We start from the raw sequence: 16,708 nt of genomic DNA, 5'->3' as shown, positions 1-16,708 counted from the left end.
GGCCGACGAAGGTCCGTGACCACCGACGTGGCCGCCGCGAGATCTCGACGTATGTCACCGACGGTTGCAGCCCAGCGCGGCCGGCTTCCCCGCACCATCCCCTTTGCTCTGCTTCAACCGACGCAACACCCCCTTGACCAGCGCCATCCTCGTTCGCGGCTGGCGGTGGCCCGCCGGGTCCCGCGACTCTGCGTCACTGTTGCCTCCGGTGAAGCAGAGCAAAGGATGTCCGCGAGACCCTGCCGGCCCGGCCGCCGCTCGCGATGAGGGCTGTCCGGTGTGGACGGCTGGCCTGTGCGGGCGGCTGGCCGACGCCCTGGCCAGTAGTCGTCCTCTTCGGCCTCGCGATCGGCGCGCTGATCGGACCGCTGGCGGGTGTGGGTGGCCCGGCCGGCACGGAGCCGCCGCCCCCACGTCGCGCGCTGGCGGTCGCGTGGGCGGGCGCCGGCCCCGAGCCGGTCGTCGTCGGGTCAGCCGGCCAGCAGGCCTTCGGCGGCTGTGGAGAGCAGGTCCCACGCCTCGTCGACGTGCTTCTCGGTGGTCAGCGGCGAGCCGACCGCCAGCCGCAGCGTGTACCGCCCTTCCACCCGGGTGTGCGTCAGGTGCACCCGCCCGGTGTCGTTGACCCGGCGCAGCAGCTCGGCGTTCGGCTCGTCGCCCGCCCGCAGCCGGAAGCAGACCAGCGAGAACGGATGCGCGGCGGTCAGTTCGAACCGGTCGTCGGCCTCGATCCGTTCGGCGAAGCGGTCGGCGAGGGCCACCCCGGTGCGGATGTGCGCCCGCAGCCCCTCGACCCCGTACCAGCGGAGCACGAACCAGAGCTTGAGCGCCCGGAACCGCCGACCCAGTGGCACCTGCCAGTCCCGGTAGTCGAGCACCGCGCCGGACTCGGTCGCGGCGTTGCGCAGGAACTCCGGCATCACCGTCAACGCCTCGATCAGCTCGCCCCGGTCGGCCACCCAGAATGCGTCGCAGTCGAAGCCGGTGAGCAGCCACTTGTGGGGGTCGAAGCAGTAGGAATCGGCGTGTTCCAGGCCGGCGTGCGACCAGCGCAGCTCCGGGCAGACCGCGGCCGCTCCCGCGTACGCGGCGTCGACGTGCAGCCAGACGCCGTACTCCGCGCAGATTGCGCCGATCTCCGGCAGTGGGTCGACGGCGGTGGTGGAGGTGGTCCCGATCGTCGCCACCACGATGGCCGGCGTCGCCCCGGCGGCCCGGTCCGCCTCGATCGCCGTCCGGAGCGCCTCGGGGCGCATCGCGTGGGTCCGCGGGTCCACCTCGACCGCTCGGACCCCGTCCGCGCCCAGCCCCGCGATCCGGGCGGCCTTCTCGATGGAGGAGTGCCCCTGGGTGGACGTGTACGCCCGGTAGCGCCGGTCGATCCCGTCCACCCGCCAGCGGCCCTTGCTGGCCCGATGCAGTGCGGCGAGCGTGGCGACCAGCGTGGCCGAGGACGCGGAGTCCTGGATCACTCCGCCGCCCCGGCCGGTGGAGCGGAAGCGCTCCGGCAGGTCGAGCAGCCCGGCGAGCCAGTCCAGCATCACCGTCTCCAGCTCGGTGCAGGCCGGACCGGTGGCCCAGAGCATGCCCTGCACGCCGAGACCGGAGCTGACCAGGTCGCCGAGAATGCTCGGCCCGGAGGTGTTGGCCGGGAAGTAGCCGAAGAAGCCCGGATGCTGCCAGTGGGTCAGCCGCGGTGCGATCACACTGTCCAGATCGGCCAGCACCGCCTCGACCGGCTCGCCCCGCTCGGTCGGGCCGGCCGGCAGCGCGGCGGCCACCGCGCCCGGCGGGTCCTGCGAGGTCACCGGTCGCTGCCCGAGCGTCGCCCAGTAGTCCGCGATCCAGTCGACCACCGCGTAGCCGGCGCGCCGGAACTCCTCGGGGTCCATGTGCTCTGCCATGACCCCGAGTCGATCAGGTGGGCCGCCCCCGGATCAAGGGGCGGCACGGTTCGCGGAAACCGGCCCGGAAAAGCAGGCACCGGGTCGCCGACCGCGGAATCCGCACAGTCGGCGACCCGGTGCACCACACCGCAGCACCCCCGACCCGTCCCGACCGGGAATGCCGTACCACCACCGGTCACAAAGCTATGGGAGCTCCGCGACGGTGGGGTGACGTCGCTATGAAGAGCGTGTTTCAGCCGTTCCGACGCAGGCCACCGGCCACCTTCTCGGCTACCAGCTCGAAGGAGCGCACCCGGTCGGCCACGTCGTACACCATCGTGGTCAGCATCAGCTCGTCCGCGCCGGTGCGCTCCAGCAGCTCGCCCAGCTGCCGGCCCACCGTCTCCGGCGAACCCATCGCCTGGCCCTCCCGGCGCTGCCGGACGAAGTCGCGCTCCACCTCGTCGTACGGGTACGCCGCCGCCTCCTCCGGGCTGGCCAGCGGCTCCGGGCGACCCGAGCGCAGCTTCAGGAACGACAGCGAGCTCGGCCCGGCCAGCCACTCCGCCCGCTCGTCGGTCTCCGCGCAGACCACGTTCACCGCGACCATCGCGTACGGCTGCTCCAGCCAGCGCGACGGCCGGAAGCTCTGCCGGTACAGCGCCAGCGCGGGCAGGGTGTTCTGCGCGCTGAAGTGGTGCGCGAACGAGAACGGCAGCCCGAGCAGCCCGGCGAGCTGGGCGCTGAACCCGCTCGACCCGAGCAGCCACACCGCCGGGGACTGGCCGCGCCCCGGGGTGGCCGTGATCGGCCCCGGCTCCTCGCCGCTGAAGTAGTTCATCAGGTCCGCCAGCTCCCGGGGGAACCCCTCGGCCGACAGCCCCTCCATGGTTCGGCGCAGCGCCAGCGCGGTCACCTGGTCGGTGCCCGGCGCCCGGCCGATGCCCAGGTCGATCCGGCCCGGGTGCAGCGCCTCCAGGGTGCCGAACTGCTCGGCCACCACCAGCGGCGCGTGGTTGGGCAGCATCACCCCGCCCGAGCCCAGCCGGATCGTCGAGGTGTTGCCGGCCAGGTGGGCGAGCAGCACCGCCGGGGCGGAGCTGGCGATCGCCGGCATGTTGTGGTGCTCGGCCACCCAGAACCGGCGGTAGCCCAGCTCCTCGGTGCGGCGGGCCAGCTCGGTGGTGTGCCGCAGCGCCTCGCCGGAGGTCGCCCCACGGGCCACGGGAGCAAGATCAAGAACAGACAACGGTACGTCGATCACGCGTGGAGCAACCCCTCCCACGCCGGAATTGTTCCGGCTGGTGCTCTAGCCCATACCGCGCGCCTGCTCGAAGATCAGGCTGGTCTGGGTGTGCTGCACTGCCGGATCCACCGCCAGGTGGTCGAGCACGAAGTCCCGCAGCGCGTCCCCGGAGGCCGCCCGCACGTGCAGCACGTAGTCCTCCGCGCCGGCCACGTGGAACACCGACACCACCCCCGGCAGTCGGACCGACCGGGCTCGGAACGCGTCCACCGCCGCCCGTTCGTGCGCGGTCAGCCGCACCGACACCAGCGCCTGCAACGGCAGTCCCACCGCGGCCGGATCGACCTCGGCGTGGAAGCCCCGGATCGCCCCGCACTCGCGCAGCGCCCGGGTCCGGGTCAGGCACGTCGACGGCGCCACCCCCACCCGCTCGGCGAGGGCGTTGTTCGGCAGCCGGCCGTCGGCGGCCAGCTCGGTCAGGATCGCGCGGTCGACGTCGTCCAGGGCCGCGAACGGCCGCACATCATTCGGTGCAACGGGCATGTGAGCATCCTTCACCGAACCGTGGAACGTTGGAAGGGCTGGCAGCAGAATCTTCTTCGCACCTATTGCCTCTTGCTGGGCTGATGTTCGACCCTTCCGGTCATGACAGCCGTGGACACCAGAGCCGTGCACGCCGGGCGCGACGACCTCGCCGGTCTCGGCGTCCACGTGCCGCCCATCGACCTCTCCACCACCAACCCGCTGCCGTCGGTCGACGACGGCGGCGACGCGTACGAGACCCTCGCCACCGGCGGCACCCTCCCGGCCGGCGGCAGCGCCGTCTACCAGCGGCTCTGGAACCCCACCGTGGCCCGGTTCGAGACCGCGCTCGCCGAACTCGAGGGCACCGCCGAGGCCGTCGCCTTCGCCAGCGGCATGGCCGCCCTCACCGCCGCCCTGCTCGCCGCCACCCGCGACGGGAAACGCCACGTCGTCGCCGTCCGCCCCCTCTACGGCGGCACCGACCACGTGCTCGCCACCGGCCTGCTCGGCACCGAGGTCACCTGGGCCCGCCCGGACGAGGTCGCCGCAGCCGTCCGCCCCGACACCGCGCTGGTCATCGTCGAGACCCCGGCCAACCCCACCCTCGACCTGGTCGACATCGCTGCCCTGGCCGACGCCGCCGGCGACGTCCCCCTGCTGGTCGACAACACCGTCGCCACCCCTGTGCTCCAGCAGCCCGCCCGGCACGGCGCCGCGCTGGTGCTGCACAGCGCCACCAAGAGCATCGGCGGCCACGGCGACGTCCTCGCCGGCGTGGTCGCCTGCGATTCCGGCTGGGCCACCCGGCTGCGCCAGGTCCGCGCCGTCACCGGGGCGATCCTGCACCCGCTCGGCGCGTACCTGCTGCACCGCGGCCTGCAGACGCTGCCGCTGCGGGTCCGCGCCCAGCAGGCCGGGGCGGAGAAGCTGGCCAGCTGGCTCGCCGGCCACCCCGCCGTCGAGCGGGTCCACCACCCGTCGGTGTACGACCCCGCCGGGCTGGTCGGCCGGCAGATGTCCGGCACCGGCAGCCTGCTCGCCTTCGAGGTACGCGGCGGCGCGCCCGCCGCGGCGGCCGTCGCCGGGGCCTGCGAGCTGATCACCCACGCGGTGTCGCTCGGCGGGGTGGACACCCTGATCCAGCACCCGGCGTCGCTGACCCACCGGCCGGTGGCGGGGGAGGCCAAGCCGTGCGGCGGGCTGCTGCGGGTCTCCGTCGGGCTGGAGGACCCGGAGGACCTCCGTGCCGACCTGGAACGGGCGCTCGCCGCGATCGGCTGAGCGCCCCTCAACCCAGGTCGCGGCTCTCCAGCACCCGCCGGGGAGAGCCTTCCCGGGCCACCCGCAGCATCGCGCGGCCGACCAGCTCGGTGGTCGTGACCTGACCCGGGAAGAGCCGGCGCAGCACCGGATAGAGCGGCGTCGTCATCCGGTACAGCACCCGGTACCAGCCGGTCTTCGACACCGCGCCGTGCATCGGCTGGATGAAGCCCGGTCGGAAGGCGTACCCGTTGGGCAGGAGCGCGAGCACCGCGTTCTCCGTCCGGCCCTTGACCCGCGCCCACCTGGCCCGCCCCCGCTCCGACGAATCGGTGCCGGCCCCGGAGACGTAGACGAAGGTGAGGCCGGGGCTCGTCGCGGCGAGGGTGCGGGCCGCCGCGAGCGTGTAGTCGTAGGTGACGCGGGTGTAGTCCGCCTCGTTCAGCCCGGCCGCGGAGACCCCGAGGCAGTAGAAGCAGGCGTCGAGGCCGGCGAGCTCGTCGGCGATCGGGGCGAAGTCCGTGAAGTCGCGGTGGATGATTTCGCGCAGCTTCGGGTGCCGTAGCCCGGTGCCGGTGCGGCCGACGACCAGCACGCTCTCCACGTCATCGGCGAGCAGGCACTCCCGCAGCACGCCCTGCCCGACCATGCCGGTCGCGCCGAAGACGACGACCCTCATGCGGCGTCGGGACGGGTGCGCGGGGCGGGTGCCGGGGATCCGGTGGGGGTCATGGCAGGAGCATAGGCCGGTCAGGACTTCGGGCCGACGTGCCGGTCGAGGGCGGCGACGGCCTCCCGGCGGGCGACGGAGAGGGAGTTGCGGCGGTTCATCCTCCAGTCGATGCCGAGCAGGTCCAGCGCCCACCGGCAGAGGCCCATGATGTCGGCGGACTCGTTGATGAACATGTAGCGCGGGTAGACGTATCGCTTGCCGCGGACGGTGATCCGATTGCTGCCCCGCCAGCCGTCGGAGTGGAAGAGGCCGCGCAGGAAGTCGCCGGGGTGGCGCTCGACGATCTCTCGCTGCCAGTCGGCCAGGACGATCGGGCGCTCGTGCTTCTTGCCGGGCCCGTGCTGGGGGAAGAGACAGGGCCAGTGGACGCCGTAGCTCTGCACTCCTACGCACCCCTGCTTCTGGACCCGTTGGACGGAACTCGCCATGACGTCCCGCATCGCACGGTCGCAGAGTTCGATCAGGTTCGGCCAGGCGTCCGAGCAGTAGATGCGGAGGACGGGGACGTGCGCCGTAGTGACCAGATGGCCGTCGCCCAGGTAGAGGCCGAGGAGGTAGACGTAGGACGCCGGGTCTGTCGGATTGTCGACGACTGAACGGCAACGGAAGCAGCGCACCTGGCTGCCCAGTTGCTTCGGTTCCGCTCGATCCTTGCACCAGTGCCGAGCTGTCGGGTAGGGCAGGCCGAGGTGGCGGGCGACCTCTGCGACAGTGTTGCCGGCCAGGTACTGCTGACGGGCGCGGGAGCGGATCTCAAGCGAGTGCACGGGTTCATTTTCGAACGCCCGTACGACACTTTGGTGCCCCCGGTGGGACTCGAACCCACACTGTCGGAGGTTTGAGCTCCGTCTCTCTTCCGGTTGGAGTACAGGGGCCTTCCGTGATTCGGCGTTGACAGACTACCCACTACGCTAAGGGCGGCGACACCCGGCACGGCGGGTGTCGGGCTCAGACTGGTGGGAGTGGCTCGTGGCCGAGACGCAGACGGACGCTGAGCGCAGGCGGGTGCTGATCGCCGAGGACGAGGCGCTCATCCGGCTTGACCTGGCCGAGATGCTGGTCGAAGAGGGTTACGAGGTGGTCGGCGAGGCCGGTGACGGCGAGACCGCCGTCAAGCTCGCCGAGGAGCTGAAGCCGGACCTGGTCATCCTCGACATCAAGATGCCGATCATGGACGGGCTGGCCGCCGCCGAGCGGATCGCCGGCGCCCGGATCGCCCCGGTGATCATCCTGACCGCGTTCAGCCAGCGGGACCTGGTGGAGCGGGCCCGGGCGGCCGGCGCGATGGCGTACCTGGTCAAGCCGTTCCAGAAGAGCGACCTGGTGCCGGCGGTGGAGATCGCCCTCTCCCGCTACTCGGAGATCGCCGCGCTGGAGGCGGAGGTGGCCGGCCTCACCGACCGGCTGGAGATCCGCAAGACCGTGGAGCGCGCCAAGGGCGCGCTGATGACCACGTACGGGATGAGCGAGCCGCAGGCGTTCAAGTGGATCCAGCGCACCGCGATGGACCACCGGATGACCATGAAGGAGGTCGCCGAGCGGATCCTCACCGAGACCGCCGGCGGCGAGGTGACCGAGCCCGCCTCCTGACCGCCCGTCCCACGTCCCGATCGCCCCGCACCCCCGCGCGATCGGCGCACGTCCGCGCGGCGGACCGGTCGCGAAGGCCCGCGCTCGACGGATCGCCGGCGCGGGAATTCGCGCGTCGGCGCCCCCCGTAGCTCGTCGGCGGTCGATACGATCGCGGCCATGCGTGCTCGGCGTCCCCTGGCGGTGCTCGGCCTGGCGGCCGTGCTGCTGGCCGGCTGCCGGTCGACCGGGCACGCCGACCCGGCGCCGGAGCCGGCCCGCCCCGCGTGGCAGCCGGTGACGCTGCCGGCGCCGCCCGGCGCGTCCGGGCGGCTGCTGCTGCGGGACGCGACGGCCTGCGCGGGCCGGTGGTTCGTGGTGGGGGCGGTCGCCGACGCGGCGGGTGGCACCCGCCCGGCGGCCTGGACCAGCGTCGACGGCCTCGCCTGGACGGCGCTGCGTCCGGTGCCGCGCAGCCCGTACGGCGAGGAGAACGTGCTGACCGCGGCGGGCTGCCGGGACGGCCGGCTGGCCGCGGTGGGCGGCAGGAGCGGCGGCGTGCACGGCAATCCGCGGATCAGCACCTGGCGGCAGGTCGCCGACGGCTCGCTGGTGGAGGTGCCGGCCGAGTTCGAGGTGTTCGGCGGCCCGGACGCGGTCAACGTGGGCCGCATCGCGGGGGGCCCGCGCGGCTGGCTGATCGCCGGTAACCGGGCCACCGGGGCGGCGGCCTGGGTCTCCGCCGACGGGACGGATTTCCGGCTGGTGAGCGGGGTGCCGGGGCTGGCCACGGAGGCGGCCGGCCGGCCGTGGGCGGCGGACGGCACGGCGACGGCGTCGGGGTGGCTCATGGTGGGCTCGGTGCTGCCGTCGGGGCGTACCGGCGTCGATCCGGCGGTGTGGACCTCGCCGGACGGTCGGGCCTGGCGGCGCGCGGTGCTGCCGGCCGCCGGGGCCGACGCGGACCTGCAGCGGGTGGTCCGGGTGGGGGAGCGCGCGGTGGCCGTCGGCCGCCGGGGTGACGGCCTGGGCGCCTGGCTGGGTGACGGCGGGAGCTGGCGCGCGGGCGGCGGTTTCGGCGGCGCGGGGACGGCCCGGCCGGGCCGGGTATGGGGGCTGGCCGCGGTCGCCGACGGTGCGCTCGCGGTGGTCGCGGGCGGGATGACCGGTGCCGGGTGGTTCTCCCGGGATGGCGCGGCCTGGTCGCCGGTGGCCCTGCCGGTGGCGGTGCCGCCGGGCAGCGACCGCACGGTGGCGGTGGCCGGTGCCGGGGAGGCCGTTCTGTTGCTGGAGGACAACAACTTTGGGGCCACGATCTGGTCGGCGCGCGGGCCGTGGAGCCCCGGCTGACCTTCCCACCAGCGGGTTTCCGCCCGGTGTCGGATGTCCGATTTTCCCATCTCGCGGGCGCGTGTGTTACAGCACATCCGTGAATCCGGCCACTCAACGTAACGGTTAGGTCAACCCCGCTATCTAGGTCTTACGGCATACCCCGCCGGTGGGATAACGTCCCGGCCCAGACCGGGATCGCGGTCGGTCCGGCCAACCTTCGCAAGGTCCAATTCGCGGTGGGTGGTCCGGGCCTTCGGACGGAGGAGGGTACGAGCCGTGAGGCAGAAGCTCGCACGGGTGCTTGGTGGCGTGGCCATCACCGCGCTCGTTTTCAGTGGCGCGGCCTGCAAGGCCGACAGCGGTAATGAGGCCGGCGGCGGGAAGGCCGCCTGCGACCTGAAGATCGGCTTCTTCGGCCCGCTGACCGGTGACGCCGCGGGTCTCGGTATCCACATGCGCAACGGCACCAAGCTGGCCATCGACCAGTACAACAAGGACAACGCGGACTGCAAGGTCAACCTGGCCGAGTACGACTCGCAGGGTGACCCGGCCAAGGCCGCCCCGCTGGCCCAGCAGGCGGTCGGCGACAGCAAGGTCGTCGGCATCATCGGCCCCGCCTTCTCCGGCGAGTCCGAGGTGGCCGACCCGATCTTCGACCAGGCCGAGCTGCCGATCATCACCCCGTCGGCCACCCGCCCGAGCCTGAGCACCAAGAACTGGAAGATCTTCCACCGGGGCGTCGGTAACGACACCTCCCAGGGCCCGGCCGCCGGTCGCTACATCAAGAACGTGCTCAAGGCCGACAAGGTCTACGTCGTTGACGACCAGTCGGCGTACGGCGCGGGCCTGGTGGACGAGGTCAAGAAGATCATCGGCACCCCCGCCGGCGAGGACAAGATCCAGGTCAAGCAGACCAACTTCTCCGCCGTGGTGACCAAGATCCAGAGCAGCGGCGCGAACGTCCTCTTCTTCGGTGGCTACTACACCGAGGCCGGCCTGCTGCTCAAGCAGCTCAAGGGCGCGGGCTGGAAGGGCACGATGGTCGCCGGTGACGGCGTCAACGACGCCAACTTCATCAAGGTCGCCGGCGAGCAGGTCGCCGAGGGCACGATCCTGACCTGCCCGTGCGCCCCGGCCACCGCGGCCAAGGGCACCTTCGTGACCGACTACAAGGCGGCCTTCGACAACGCCGAGCCGGGCACCTACGCCGACGTGTCGTACGACATCACCAAGATCATGCTCGAGGGCATCAAGGCCGGCAAGGGCACCCGGGCTGACCTGCTGAAGTTCATCAACGAGTACAACAAGGCGGGCGGCGCCACCGGCGTGACCTACAAGTTCGAGGCCAACGGTGAGCTGGACCCGACCCAGGTGCTGGTCTGGGCGTTCAAGGTGAACGCGGGCAAGGTCGTCCCCGACATCGAGATCCCCAAGGCCTGACCGGTTCTGTCCGGTCCCGCCACGGGACACCAGGTGTGTGCGGCCGGGAGTCTTCCTCCCGGCCGCGCCGCTTGGCCGCAACAGTTGGAGCCCTCACTTGAACTTCGATGAGCTGTTCGGGAACTTCCCGGCACTGACCATCACCGGGCTGGAACAGGGCGCGATCTACGCGCTCGTCGCCCTCGGTTACACCCTGGTGTACGGCGTCCTGCGCCTGATCAACTTCGCCCACTCCGAGGTCTTCATGGTCGGTACCTTCACCGCCCTGTGGACCTGGGAGGCCCTCGGCTACAACCAGAACTCCCCGGCGCCGGCCTTCGGCCCGCTGATCGTGGCGATCCTCGCCGGCCTCGCCGTCGCGATGGTCGCCTCGGCGGCGACCGCGGTCACCGTCGAACTGGTCGCCTACCGCCCGCTGCGCCGGCGGAACGCCCCGCCACTGGCCTTCCTCATCACCGCCATCGGCGCCTCGTTCGTGCTCTCCGAGTCGTTCGGCATCAGCACCGAGCGCGCGCCGTTCGGCATGCCGACGCTGATCCCGTCGGAGACGGTCTTCACCGTCTTCGGCGCCGCGGTGACCAACGTCCAGCTGCTGATCCTCGCCGTGACCCTGCTGATGATGGTCGGCCTGGACCAGTTCGTGAACCGCAGCCGGCTCGGGCGGGGCATCCGCGCCGTCGCCCAGGACCCGGACACCGCCGCCCTGATGGGCGTCAACAAGAACCGGGTCATCCTGCTGGTCTTCGTGCTCGGCGGCATCATGGCCGGCGTGGCCGCCCTGCTCTGGGACGTCCGCTACGGCTACACCAAGTTCAACGTCGGCTTCCTGATCGGGCTCAAGGCGTTCTCGGCCGCGGTGCTCGGCGGCATCGGCAACCTGCGGGGCGCGCTGCTCGGCGGTCTGCTGCTAGGGGTGGTGGAGAACTACGCGGCCGGGCTCTTCGGTGGAGAATGGAAGGACTTCACCGGTTTCGTGCTGCTGGTCGTGCTGCTGATGTTCCGGCCCACCGGCCTGCTCGGCGAATCTCTCGGGAGGGCGCGCGCATGACCGCCACCGTGAACAAGGGACGGACCTCGGCGCTCAAGGGTCGCTGGGCGGCGATGCCGAAGCAGGTGCGCTGGACCGCGATCGCGGCGCTGGTGGTACTGCTCTACATCCTGCCCAACAAGTGGTTCTACGAGTACCTGGGCTTCCCGATCGGCAGCGAGTACTTCGCCTTCTACACCACCAAGTCGGATTTCGCGGCGGTGCTCTTCGACACCGCGATCTTCGTCCTGCTGGCGGTCGGTCTGAACGTCGTGGTCGGCTTCACCGGCCTGCTCGACCTCGGCTACTTCGGCTTCTACGCGGTCGGCGCGTACACCGTGGCGCTGTTGACCTCGCCGGAGAGCCGGTTCGGAACGAACTGGCCGTGGCTGGCGGCGGTGCCGGTGGCGATCGCGGTGGCGATGATCTCCGGGGTGATCCTCGGTGGTCCGACCCTGCGGCTGCGCGGTGACTACCTGGCCATCGTGACCCTCGGCTTCGCCGAGATGATCCGGCTCTACGCCGCTCGGCAGGACGGCCTGCTCGGAGGCCAGCGGGGCATCCCGCAGGTGCCGCACCCGCCGGGCACCGGCTCGGACGGCAAGCCGCTCTTCGGCGTGGTGGACTCCAAGCCCTACTACTGGCTGATCCTGACCCTGATCATCGTGATCATCTTCGCGATGCGGAACCTGGCCAACAGCCGGGTCGGCCGGGCCTGGGTCGCCATCCGGGAGGACGAGGACGCCGCCGAGATCATGGGCGTGCCGACGTTCAAGTACAAGCTCTGGGCGTTCGCCATCGGCGCGGCGGTCGGTGGCCTCACCGGCGCGATCTTCGCCGGCAAGCAGACGTTCATCAACTCGGACAGCTTCCAGCTGGAAAGCTCGATCCTGGTGCTCGCCGCGGTCATTCTCGGCGGTGCCGGCAACATCAAGGGCGCCATCGTCGGTGGCGCGATCACCTGGTACCTGCCGGAGTGGCTGCGCGGCGCCGGCGACCTGATCGGGGTCGAGTTCAACGCGGCCGAGTACCGGATCCTCATCTTCGGCCTGGTCGTCATCGTCATGATGATCTTCCGACCGCAGGGCATCGTGCCCAACCGGCGGCGGGCGGCCGAGTTCGCAGACCGGCGCAAGGAAGCGGTTCCCCAGGAGACGGTGCCCAATGAGTGAGCCGCAGATGCACAGCGAGCGGGACGAGACCAGCGAGCGGGACATCGCCGACGACGGTCGCAGCACCGTCGGCACCCCGCCGGAGAAGGGTTCGGACACGCCGGTGGAGTCCACCCCCGGCGCCACGGATCCGGCCGGCCGGGAGCCGCTGCTGGAGGTCGACCACGTCACCCTCCGCTTCGGCGGTGTGGTCGCCCTCAACGACGTCGCGTTCACCCTGTACAAGGGGGAGATCCTCGGCCTGATCGGCCCGAACGGCGCCGGCAAGACGACCTGCTTCAACGCGATGACCGGCGTCTACCGGCCCACCGAGGGCGAGATCCGGTTCAAGGGGCAGCGCACCAACGGCAGGCGCCGGTCCTGGATCACCAAGGCCGGCATCGCCCGGACGTTCCAGAACATCCGGCTCTTCCCGGAGATGACCGCGCTGGAGAACGTGATGGTGGGCGCGGACGCCCACCACAGGACCAGCGTGATCTCCGCGATGTTCCGGCTGCCCCGGCACTGGCGGGAGGAGCGGCAGGGCCGGGACAAGGCGTACGAGCTGTTGCGCTTCGTCGGTATCGAGCGGCGCGCCGGCGAGCTGTCGCGCAACCTCTCGTACGGCGAGCAGCGGCGGTTGGAGATCGCCCGGGCCCTGGCCACCGATCCCACCCTGCTCTGCCTGGACGAGCCGGCCGCCGGCTTCACCCCGGCGGAGAAGGAGGAGTTGCTCGGCCTGATCCGTAAGATTCGGGACAACGGCACGACGGTGCTGCTGATCGAGCACGACATGCGTCTCGTCATGGGCGTGACCGATCGGATCGTGGTGCTGGAGTTCGGCAAGAAGATCGCCGAGGGCCTGCCGGCCGAGGTCCGCGAGGACCCGAAGGTGATCGCGGCGTACCTGGGGGTGCCGACCGATGCTGCTTGAGATCAAGGACCTGACCCTGCTGTACGGGCGGATCCAGGCGCTGCACGGGATCAGCCTGGCGGTCAACGAGGGTGAGGTGGTGGCCCTGATCGGCGCCAACGGCGCCGGCAAGACCACCACCATGCGGGCCATCTCCGGGCTCCGCCCGGTGGCCCAGGGCTCGATCGTCTTCGACGGCACGGACGTCACCCGGATGCGGGCCGACCTGCGGGTGGTCCGGGGCATCGGGCAGGCGCCCGAGGGCCGGGGCGTCTTCCCCGGCATGACCGTCCTGGAGAACCTGGAGATGGGGGCGTACACCCGCCGGGACCGGGGCGGCATCGCCGAGGACATGAAGATGGTGATGGACCTCTTCCCCCGGCTGGCCGAGCGGCGCAAGCAGGCCGGCGGCACCCTCTCCGGCGGTGAGCAGCAGATGCTGGCGGTCGCTCGGGCGCTGATGGCCCGGCCGCGACTGCTGCTGCTCGACGAGCCCTCGATGGGGCTCGCCCCGATGCTGATCCAGCAGATCTTCGAGATCATCACCCGGATCAACGAGCAGGGCACCACCATCCTGCTGGTGGAGCAGAACGCCCAGCAGGCGCTCTCTCGCGCCCACCGGGGGTACGTGCTGGAGACCGGCCGGATCGTCAAGGAGGGGTCCGGCCAGGACCTGCTGCACGACCCGGCGGTCAAGGAGGCGTACCTCGGCGTTGCCTGAGGTCGTACCGACGCGGCCGGCCGCCCCTAGCGGGGTGGCCGGCCGTGGGCGTTTTCGCGCCGGGCGCGCCGGGCGCCGGTTTTCCGGCGCCGGCGCGGTAGCGCGGCCGGAGGGATGTCGGTCGTACGGACTAGAGTCGCTGCCGTGACAGCTACGACGCCGCGCCTGCTCCTCGTCGACGGACACTCCCTGGCATACCGGGCGTTCTTCGCCCTGCCGGTGGAGAACTTCTCCACCACGACGGGCCAGCCCACCAACGCGGTGTACGGCTTCACCTCGATGCTGATCAACGTGCTCCGCGACGAGCAGCCCAGCCACATCGTGGTCGCCTTCGACGTCTCCCGCCGCTCCTTCCGCACCGACCGGTACGCCGAGTACAAGGCCGGCCGCAGCGAGACCCCGACCGACTTCAAGGGCCAGGTCAGCCTGGTCAAGGAGGTCCTCGCCGCGCTGCGCATCCCGGTCGTGGAGAAGGAGGGCTACGAGGCGGACGACGTCATCGCCACCCTCGCCTGCCAGGCCCGCGACCAGGGCATGCAGGTGCTGATCACCAGCGGCGACCGGGACGCGTTCCAGCTCGTCGGCGACAGCGTCACCGTGCTCTACCCGCGCAAGGGCGTCTCCGACCTGGCCCGGATGGACCCGGCCGCGGTCGAGGCGAAGTACGGCGTCGGCCCGCAGCGCTACCGCGACCTGGCCGCCCTGGTCGGCGAGACCAGCGACAACCTCCCCGGCATCCCGGGCGTCGGCCCGAAGACCGCGGCCAAGTGGATCAACACGTACGGCGGGGTGGAGGGCGTCATAGCCCGGGCCGACGAGATCAAGGGCAAGGCCGGCGACAGCCTGCGCGAGCGGCTCGCCGACGTGATCCGCAACTACGAGATCAACTGCCTGGTCTCCGACCTGGAGCTGCCCGTCCGCCCCGAGGACGCCCGCTGGCAGGGCTGGGACCGGGAGGCCGTGCACCAGGTCTTCGACACCCTGCAGTTCCGCATCCTGCGCGACCGGCTCTACCAGTACCTGGAGGCCGTGGAGCCGGAGGCCGAGGCCGGCTTCGACCTGACCGGGGAGGTGCTCACCGAGCCCGGCGCCCTGGCCGGCTGGCTGGAGACGCACGCCCCGGTCGGCGCCCCCGTCGGGCTGGCGGTCAAGCTCGACACCGGCCCCAACCGGCGGCACACCGCCTCGGTGACCGGAATGGCCCTGGCCACCGCCGCCGGCGCGGCCGCCTGGTTCGACCCGGCCACCCACGAGCCGGCCGACGAGTCGGCCCTCGCCGCCTGGCTGGCCGACGGCGACCGCCCCAAGGTGCTGCACGACAGCAAGCCGGCGGTGCTCGCCTTCGCCGCGCACGGCTGGGAGCTGGCCGGCATCGCCCGGGACACCCAGATCGCCGCCTACCTGGCCCGCCCCGACCAACGCTCCTACGACCTCACCGACCTGGCGCTGCGCTACCTGCACCGGGAGCTGCGGGTCGACGCGCCGGAGACCGGCCAGCTCACCCTGGAGGGGCTGGGCAACGACGGCGCGGCCGAGCAGAACCTCATGCTCCAGGCCCGGGCCACCCTCGACCTGGCCGACGCGATCGACGCCGAGCTGTCCCGCGACGGCGAGCAGTCCCTCCGGCTGATGGCCGGGGTGGAGCTGCCGCTGATGCGGGTGCTCGCCGCGATGGAGCGCACCGGCATCGCCGCCGACACGCACTACCTGTCGGAGCTGGAGGCGCACTTCGCCGCCGAGGTGAAGGCCGCCGCGCAGGGCGCGTACGCGGCGGTCGGGCGGGAGTTCAACCTCGGCTCGCCCAAGCAGCTCCAGGAGATCCTCTTCAACGAGCTGGGCCTGCCGAAGACCAAGAAGATCAAGACCGGCTACACCACCGACGCCGACGCCCTGCAGTGGCTCTACGCGCAGCAGCCGCACCCGGTGCTGGCGCACCTGCTGCGCCACCGGGACGTGGCCAAGCTCAAGTCGACCGTCGACGGGCTGCTCAAGTCGGTCTCCGACGACGGCCGGATCCACACCACCTTCAACCAGACGGTGGCGGCCACCGGCCGGCTCTCCTCCACCGAGCCCAACCTGCAGAACATCCCCATCCGCACCGAGGAGGGCCGGCGGATCCGCCGCGCCTTCGTGGTGGGGGAGGGCTACGAATGCCTGCTCACCGCCGACTACAGCCAGATCGAGATGCGGATCATGGCGCACCTGTCGTCGGACGACGCGCTGATCGAGGCGTTCAACTCGGGCCACGACTTCCACGCGGCCACCGCCTCGTCGGTCTTCTCGGTCGAGGTCGGCGCGGTCACCCCCGACCAGCGGCGCAAGATCAAGGCGATGAACTACGGCCTGGCGTACGGGCTGAGCGCGTTCGGCCTGTCCCAGCAGCTCGGGATCAGCGCCGAGGAGGCGCGCGGGCTGATGGAGAACTACTTCGCCGGCTTCGGCGGCGTCCGCGACTACCTGCAGGAGGTGGTCGCCCGGGCCCGCCAGGACGGCTACACCTCCACCATCCTCGGCCGCCGCCGGTACCTGCCCGACCTGGTCAGCGACAACCGGCAGCGCCGGGAGATCGCCGAGCGGATGGCGCTCAACGCCCCGATCCAGGGCTCCGCGGCCGACATCATGAAGGTCGCCATGCTGCACGTCGACAGCGCGCTGCGCGACGCCGGGCTGCGCTCCCGGATGCTGCTCCAGGTGCACGACGAGCTGGTCGTCGAGGTCGCCCCGGGTGAGCGGGAGGCCCTGGAGGCGCTGGTGCGCAAGGAGATGGGCGAGGCGTACCCGCTGTCGGTGCCGCTGGAGGTCTCCGTCGGCGAGGGCCGCGACTGGAACAGCGCCGACCACTGACCGGCCGTCGTCCCCGTCCGGGCGCCCCGGGTGGGGACGGGGCGACCCGGTCAAACCTTCG

Annotated in this window: 14 protein-coding genes and 1 tRNA gene; 9 read left to right on the top strand and 6 right to left on the bottom strand. The window is 71.7% G+C overall.

The annotated features are described in order from the left end of the window. Nucleotides 1-470: 470 nt before the first annotated feature. The 3 genes from ACTWO6_RS23655 to ACTWO6_RS23645 all read right to left on the bottom strand — a co-directional run bounded on the left by ACTWO6_RS23655 (nt 471) and on the right by ACTWO6_RS23645 (nt 3,675). The gene (locus ACTWO6_RS23655) at nt 471-1,904 is read right to left on the bottom strand and encodes a pyridoxal-dependent decarboxylase (protein WP_446215986.1); all 1,434 of its coding nucleotides are present in this window, start codon (nt 1,902-1,904) and stop codon (nt 471-473) included. Nucleotides 1,905-2,139: 235 nt separating this feature from the next. Continuing rightward, complete coding sequence (locus tag ACTWO6_RS23650) at nt 2,140-3,150, bottom strand: LLM class flavin-dependent oxidoreductase (RefSeq protein WP_446215985.1); 1,011 nt, start codon at nt 3,148-3,150, stop codon at nt 2,140-2,142. 45 nt (nt 3,151-3,195) lie between these two features. Further along, the gene (locus ACTWO6_RS23645) at nt 3,196-3,675 is read right to left on the bottom strand and encodes an Lrp/AsnC family transcriptional regulator (RefSeq protein ID WP_130338252.1); all 480 of its coding nucleotides are present in this window, start codon (nt 3,673-3,675) and stop codon (nt 3,196-3,198) included. Between the two features lie 102 nt (nt 3,676-3,777). Between ACTWO6_RS23645 and ACTWO6_RS23640 the strand changes: the two genes are divergently transcribed. Further along, nucleotides 3,778-4,938 (top strand): trans-sulfuration enzyme family protein, encoded by a 1,161-nt coding sequence (locus tag ACTWO6_RS23640; protein ID WP_446215984.1) that lies wholly within the window; start codon nt 3,778-3,780, stop codon nt 4,936-4,938. 7 nt (nt 4,939-4,945) lie between these two features. Here the strand turns inward: ACTWO6_RS23640 and ACTWO6_RS23635 are convergent, their stop codons facing one another. The 3 genes from ACTWO6_RS23635 to ACTWO6_RS23625 form a co-directional block, all read right to left on the bottom strand. Continuing rightward, a complete protein-coding gene (locus tag ACTWO6_RS23635; RefSeq protein ID WP_446215983.1) occupies nt 4,946-5,596 on the bottom strand; it encodes an NAD-dependent epimerase/dehydratase family protein in 651 nt (216 codons plus the stop codon). Between the two features lie 71 nt (nt 5,597-5,667). Beyond that, nucleotides 5,668-6,417: a terminase gpP N-terminus-related DNA-binding protein gene (locus ACTWO6_RS23630; protein WP_446215982.1), complete on the bottom strand. Its 750-nt coding sequence runs from the start codon at nt 6,415-6,417 to the stop codon at nt 5,668-5,670. 31 nt (nt 6,418-6,448) lie between these two features. Further along, nucleotides 6,449-6,525, bottom strand: a tRNA-Leu gene (locus ACTWO6_RS23625). Nucleotides 6,526-6,619: 94 nt separating this feature from the next. On the opposite strand from ACTWO6_RS23625, the gene ACTWO6_RS23620 reads away from it, so the two are divergent. The 8 genes from ACTWO6_RS23620 (at nt 6,620) to polA (ending at nt 16,647) form a co-directional block, all read left to right on the top strand. Further along, nucleotides 6,620-7,240, top strand: coding sequence for an ANTAR domain-containing response regulator (locus ACTWO6_RS23620; protein ID WP_446215981.1), 621 nt, complete (start codon nt 6,620-6,622; stop codon nt 7,238-7,240). Between the two features lie 159 nt (nt 7,241-7,399). Further along, complete coding sequence (locus ACTWO6_RS23615) at nt 7,400-8,569, top strand: hypothetical protein (RefSeq protein WP_446215980.1); 1,170 nt, start codon at nt 7,400-7,402, stop codon at nt 8,567-8,569. A 258-nt stretch (nt 8,570-8,827) separates the two neighbouring features. Then, nucleotides 8,828-9,991, top strand: a complete 1,164-nt coding sequence (locus tag ACTWO6_RS23610; protein ID WP_446215979.1) for a branched-chain amino acid ABC transporter substrate-binding protein — start codon at nt 8,828-8,830, stop codon at nt 9,989-9,991. Between the two features lie 97 nt (nt 9,992-10,088). Further along, complete coding sequence (locus tag ACTWO6_RS23605) at nt 10,089-11,039, top strand: branched-chain amino acid ABC transporter permease (protein ID WP_446215978.1); 951 nt, start codon at nt 10,089-10,091, stop codon at nt 11,037-11,039. Next, nucleotides 11,036-12,190 carry a branched-chain amino acid ABC transporter permease gene (locus ACTWO6_RS23600; protein ID WP_446215977.1) on the top strand — a complete coding sequence of 385 codons (1,155 nt, stop codon included), beginning with the start codon at nt 11,036-11,038 and terminating at the stop codon, nt 12,188-12,190. The genes ACTWO6_RS23605 and ACTWO6_RS23600 overlap by 4 nt, the downstream gene beginning before the upstream one ends. Continuing rightward, nucleotides 12,183-13,103 carry an ABC transporter ATP-binding protein gene (locus ACTWO6_RS23595; RefSeq protein WP_446215976.1) on the top strand — a complete coding sequence of 307 codons (921 nt, stop codon included), beginning with the start codon at nt 12,183-12,185 and terminating at the stop codon, nt 13,101-13,103. The genes ACTWO6_RS23600 and ACTWO6_RS23595 overlap by 8 nt, the downstream gene beginning before the upstream one ends. Continuing rightward, entirely contained in the window at nt 13,093-13,803 is a 711-nt protein-coding gene (locus ACTWO6_RS23590) for an ABC transporter ATP-binding protein (RefSeq protein ID WP_446215975.1), read from the top strand. The genes ACTWO6_RS23595 and ACTWO6_RS23590 overlap by 11 nt, the downstream gene beginning before the upstream one ends. Nucleotides 13,804-13,947: 144 nt before the next feature. After that, on the top strand, nt 13,948-16,647 hold the full coding sequence (gene polA, locus ACTWO6_RS23585) for a DNA polymerase I (protein WP_446215974.1): 2,700 nt from the start codon (nt 13,948-13,950) through the stop codon (nt 16,645-16,647). Nucleotides 16,648-16,708 lie beyond the last annotated feature (61 nt).

It is taken from the genome of Micromonospora sp. IBHARD004 (assembly GCF_052814115.1).
This window is presented reverse-complemented; position numbering and strand designations above follow the sequence as displayed.

Excerpts from the sequence above, each read along its gene's own strand:
- ACTWO6_RS23655 (WP_446215986.1), bottom strand. The coding sequence starts at position 1,904 with ATGGCAGAGCACATGGACCCCGAGGAGTTCCGGCGCGCCGGCTACGCG.
- ACTWO6_RS23645 (WP_130338252.1), bottom strand. The coding sequence starts at position 3,675 with ATGCCCGTTGCACCGAATGATGTGCGGCCGTTCGCGGCCCTGGACGAC.
- ACTWO6_RS23640 (WP_446215984.1), top strand. The coding sequence starts at position 3,778 with ATGACAGCCGTGGACACCAGAGCCGTGCACGCCGGGCGCGACGACCTC.
- ACTWO6_RS23635 (WP_446215983.1), bottom strand. The coding sequence starts at position 5,596 with ATGAGGGTCGTCGTCTTCGGCGCGACCGGCATGGTCGGGCAGGGCGTG.
- ACTWO6_RS23615 (WP_446215980.1), top strand. The coding sequence starts at position 7,400 with ATGCGTGCTCGGCGTCCCCTGGCGGTGCTCGGCCTGGCGGCCGTGCTG.
- ACTWO6_RS23600 (WP_446215977.1), top strand. The coding sequence starts at position 11,036 with ATGACCGCCACCGTGAACAAGGGACGGACCTCGGCGCTCAAGGGTCGC.
- ACTWO6_RS23595 (WP_446215976.1), top strand. The coding sequence starts at position 12,183 with ATGAGTGAGCCGCAGATGCACAGCGAGCGGGACGAGACCAGCGAGCGG.
- ACTWO6_RS23590 (WP_446215975.1), top strand. The coding sequence starts at position 13,093 with ATGCTGCTTGAGATCAAGGACCTGACCCTGCTGTACGGGCGGATCCAG.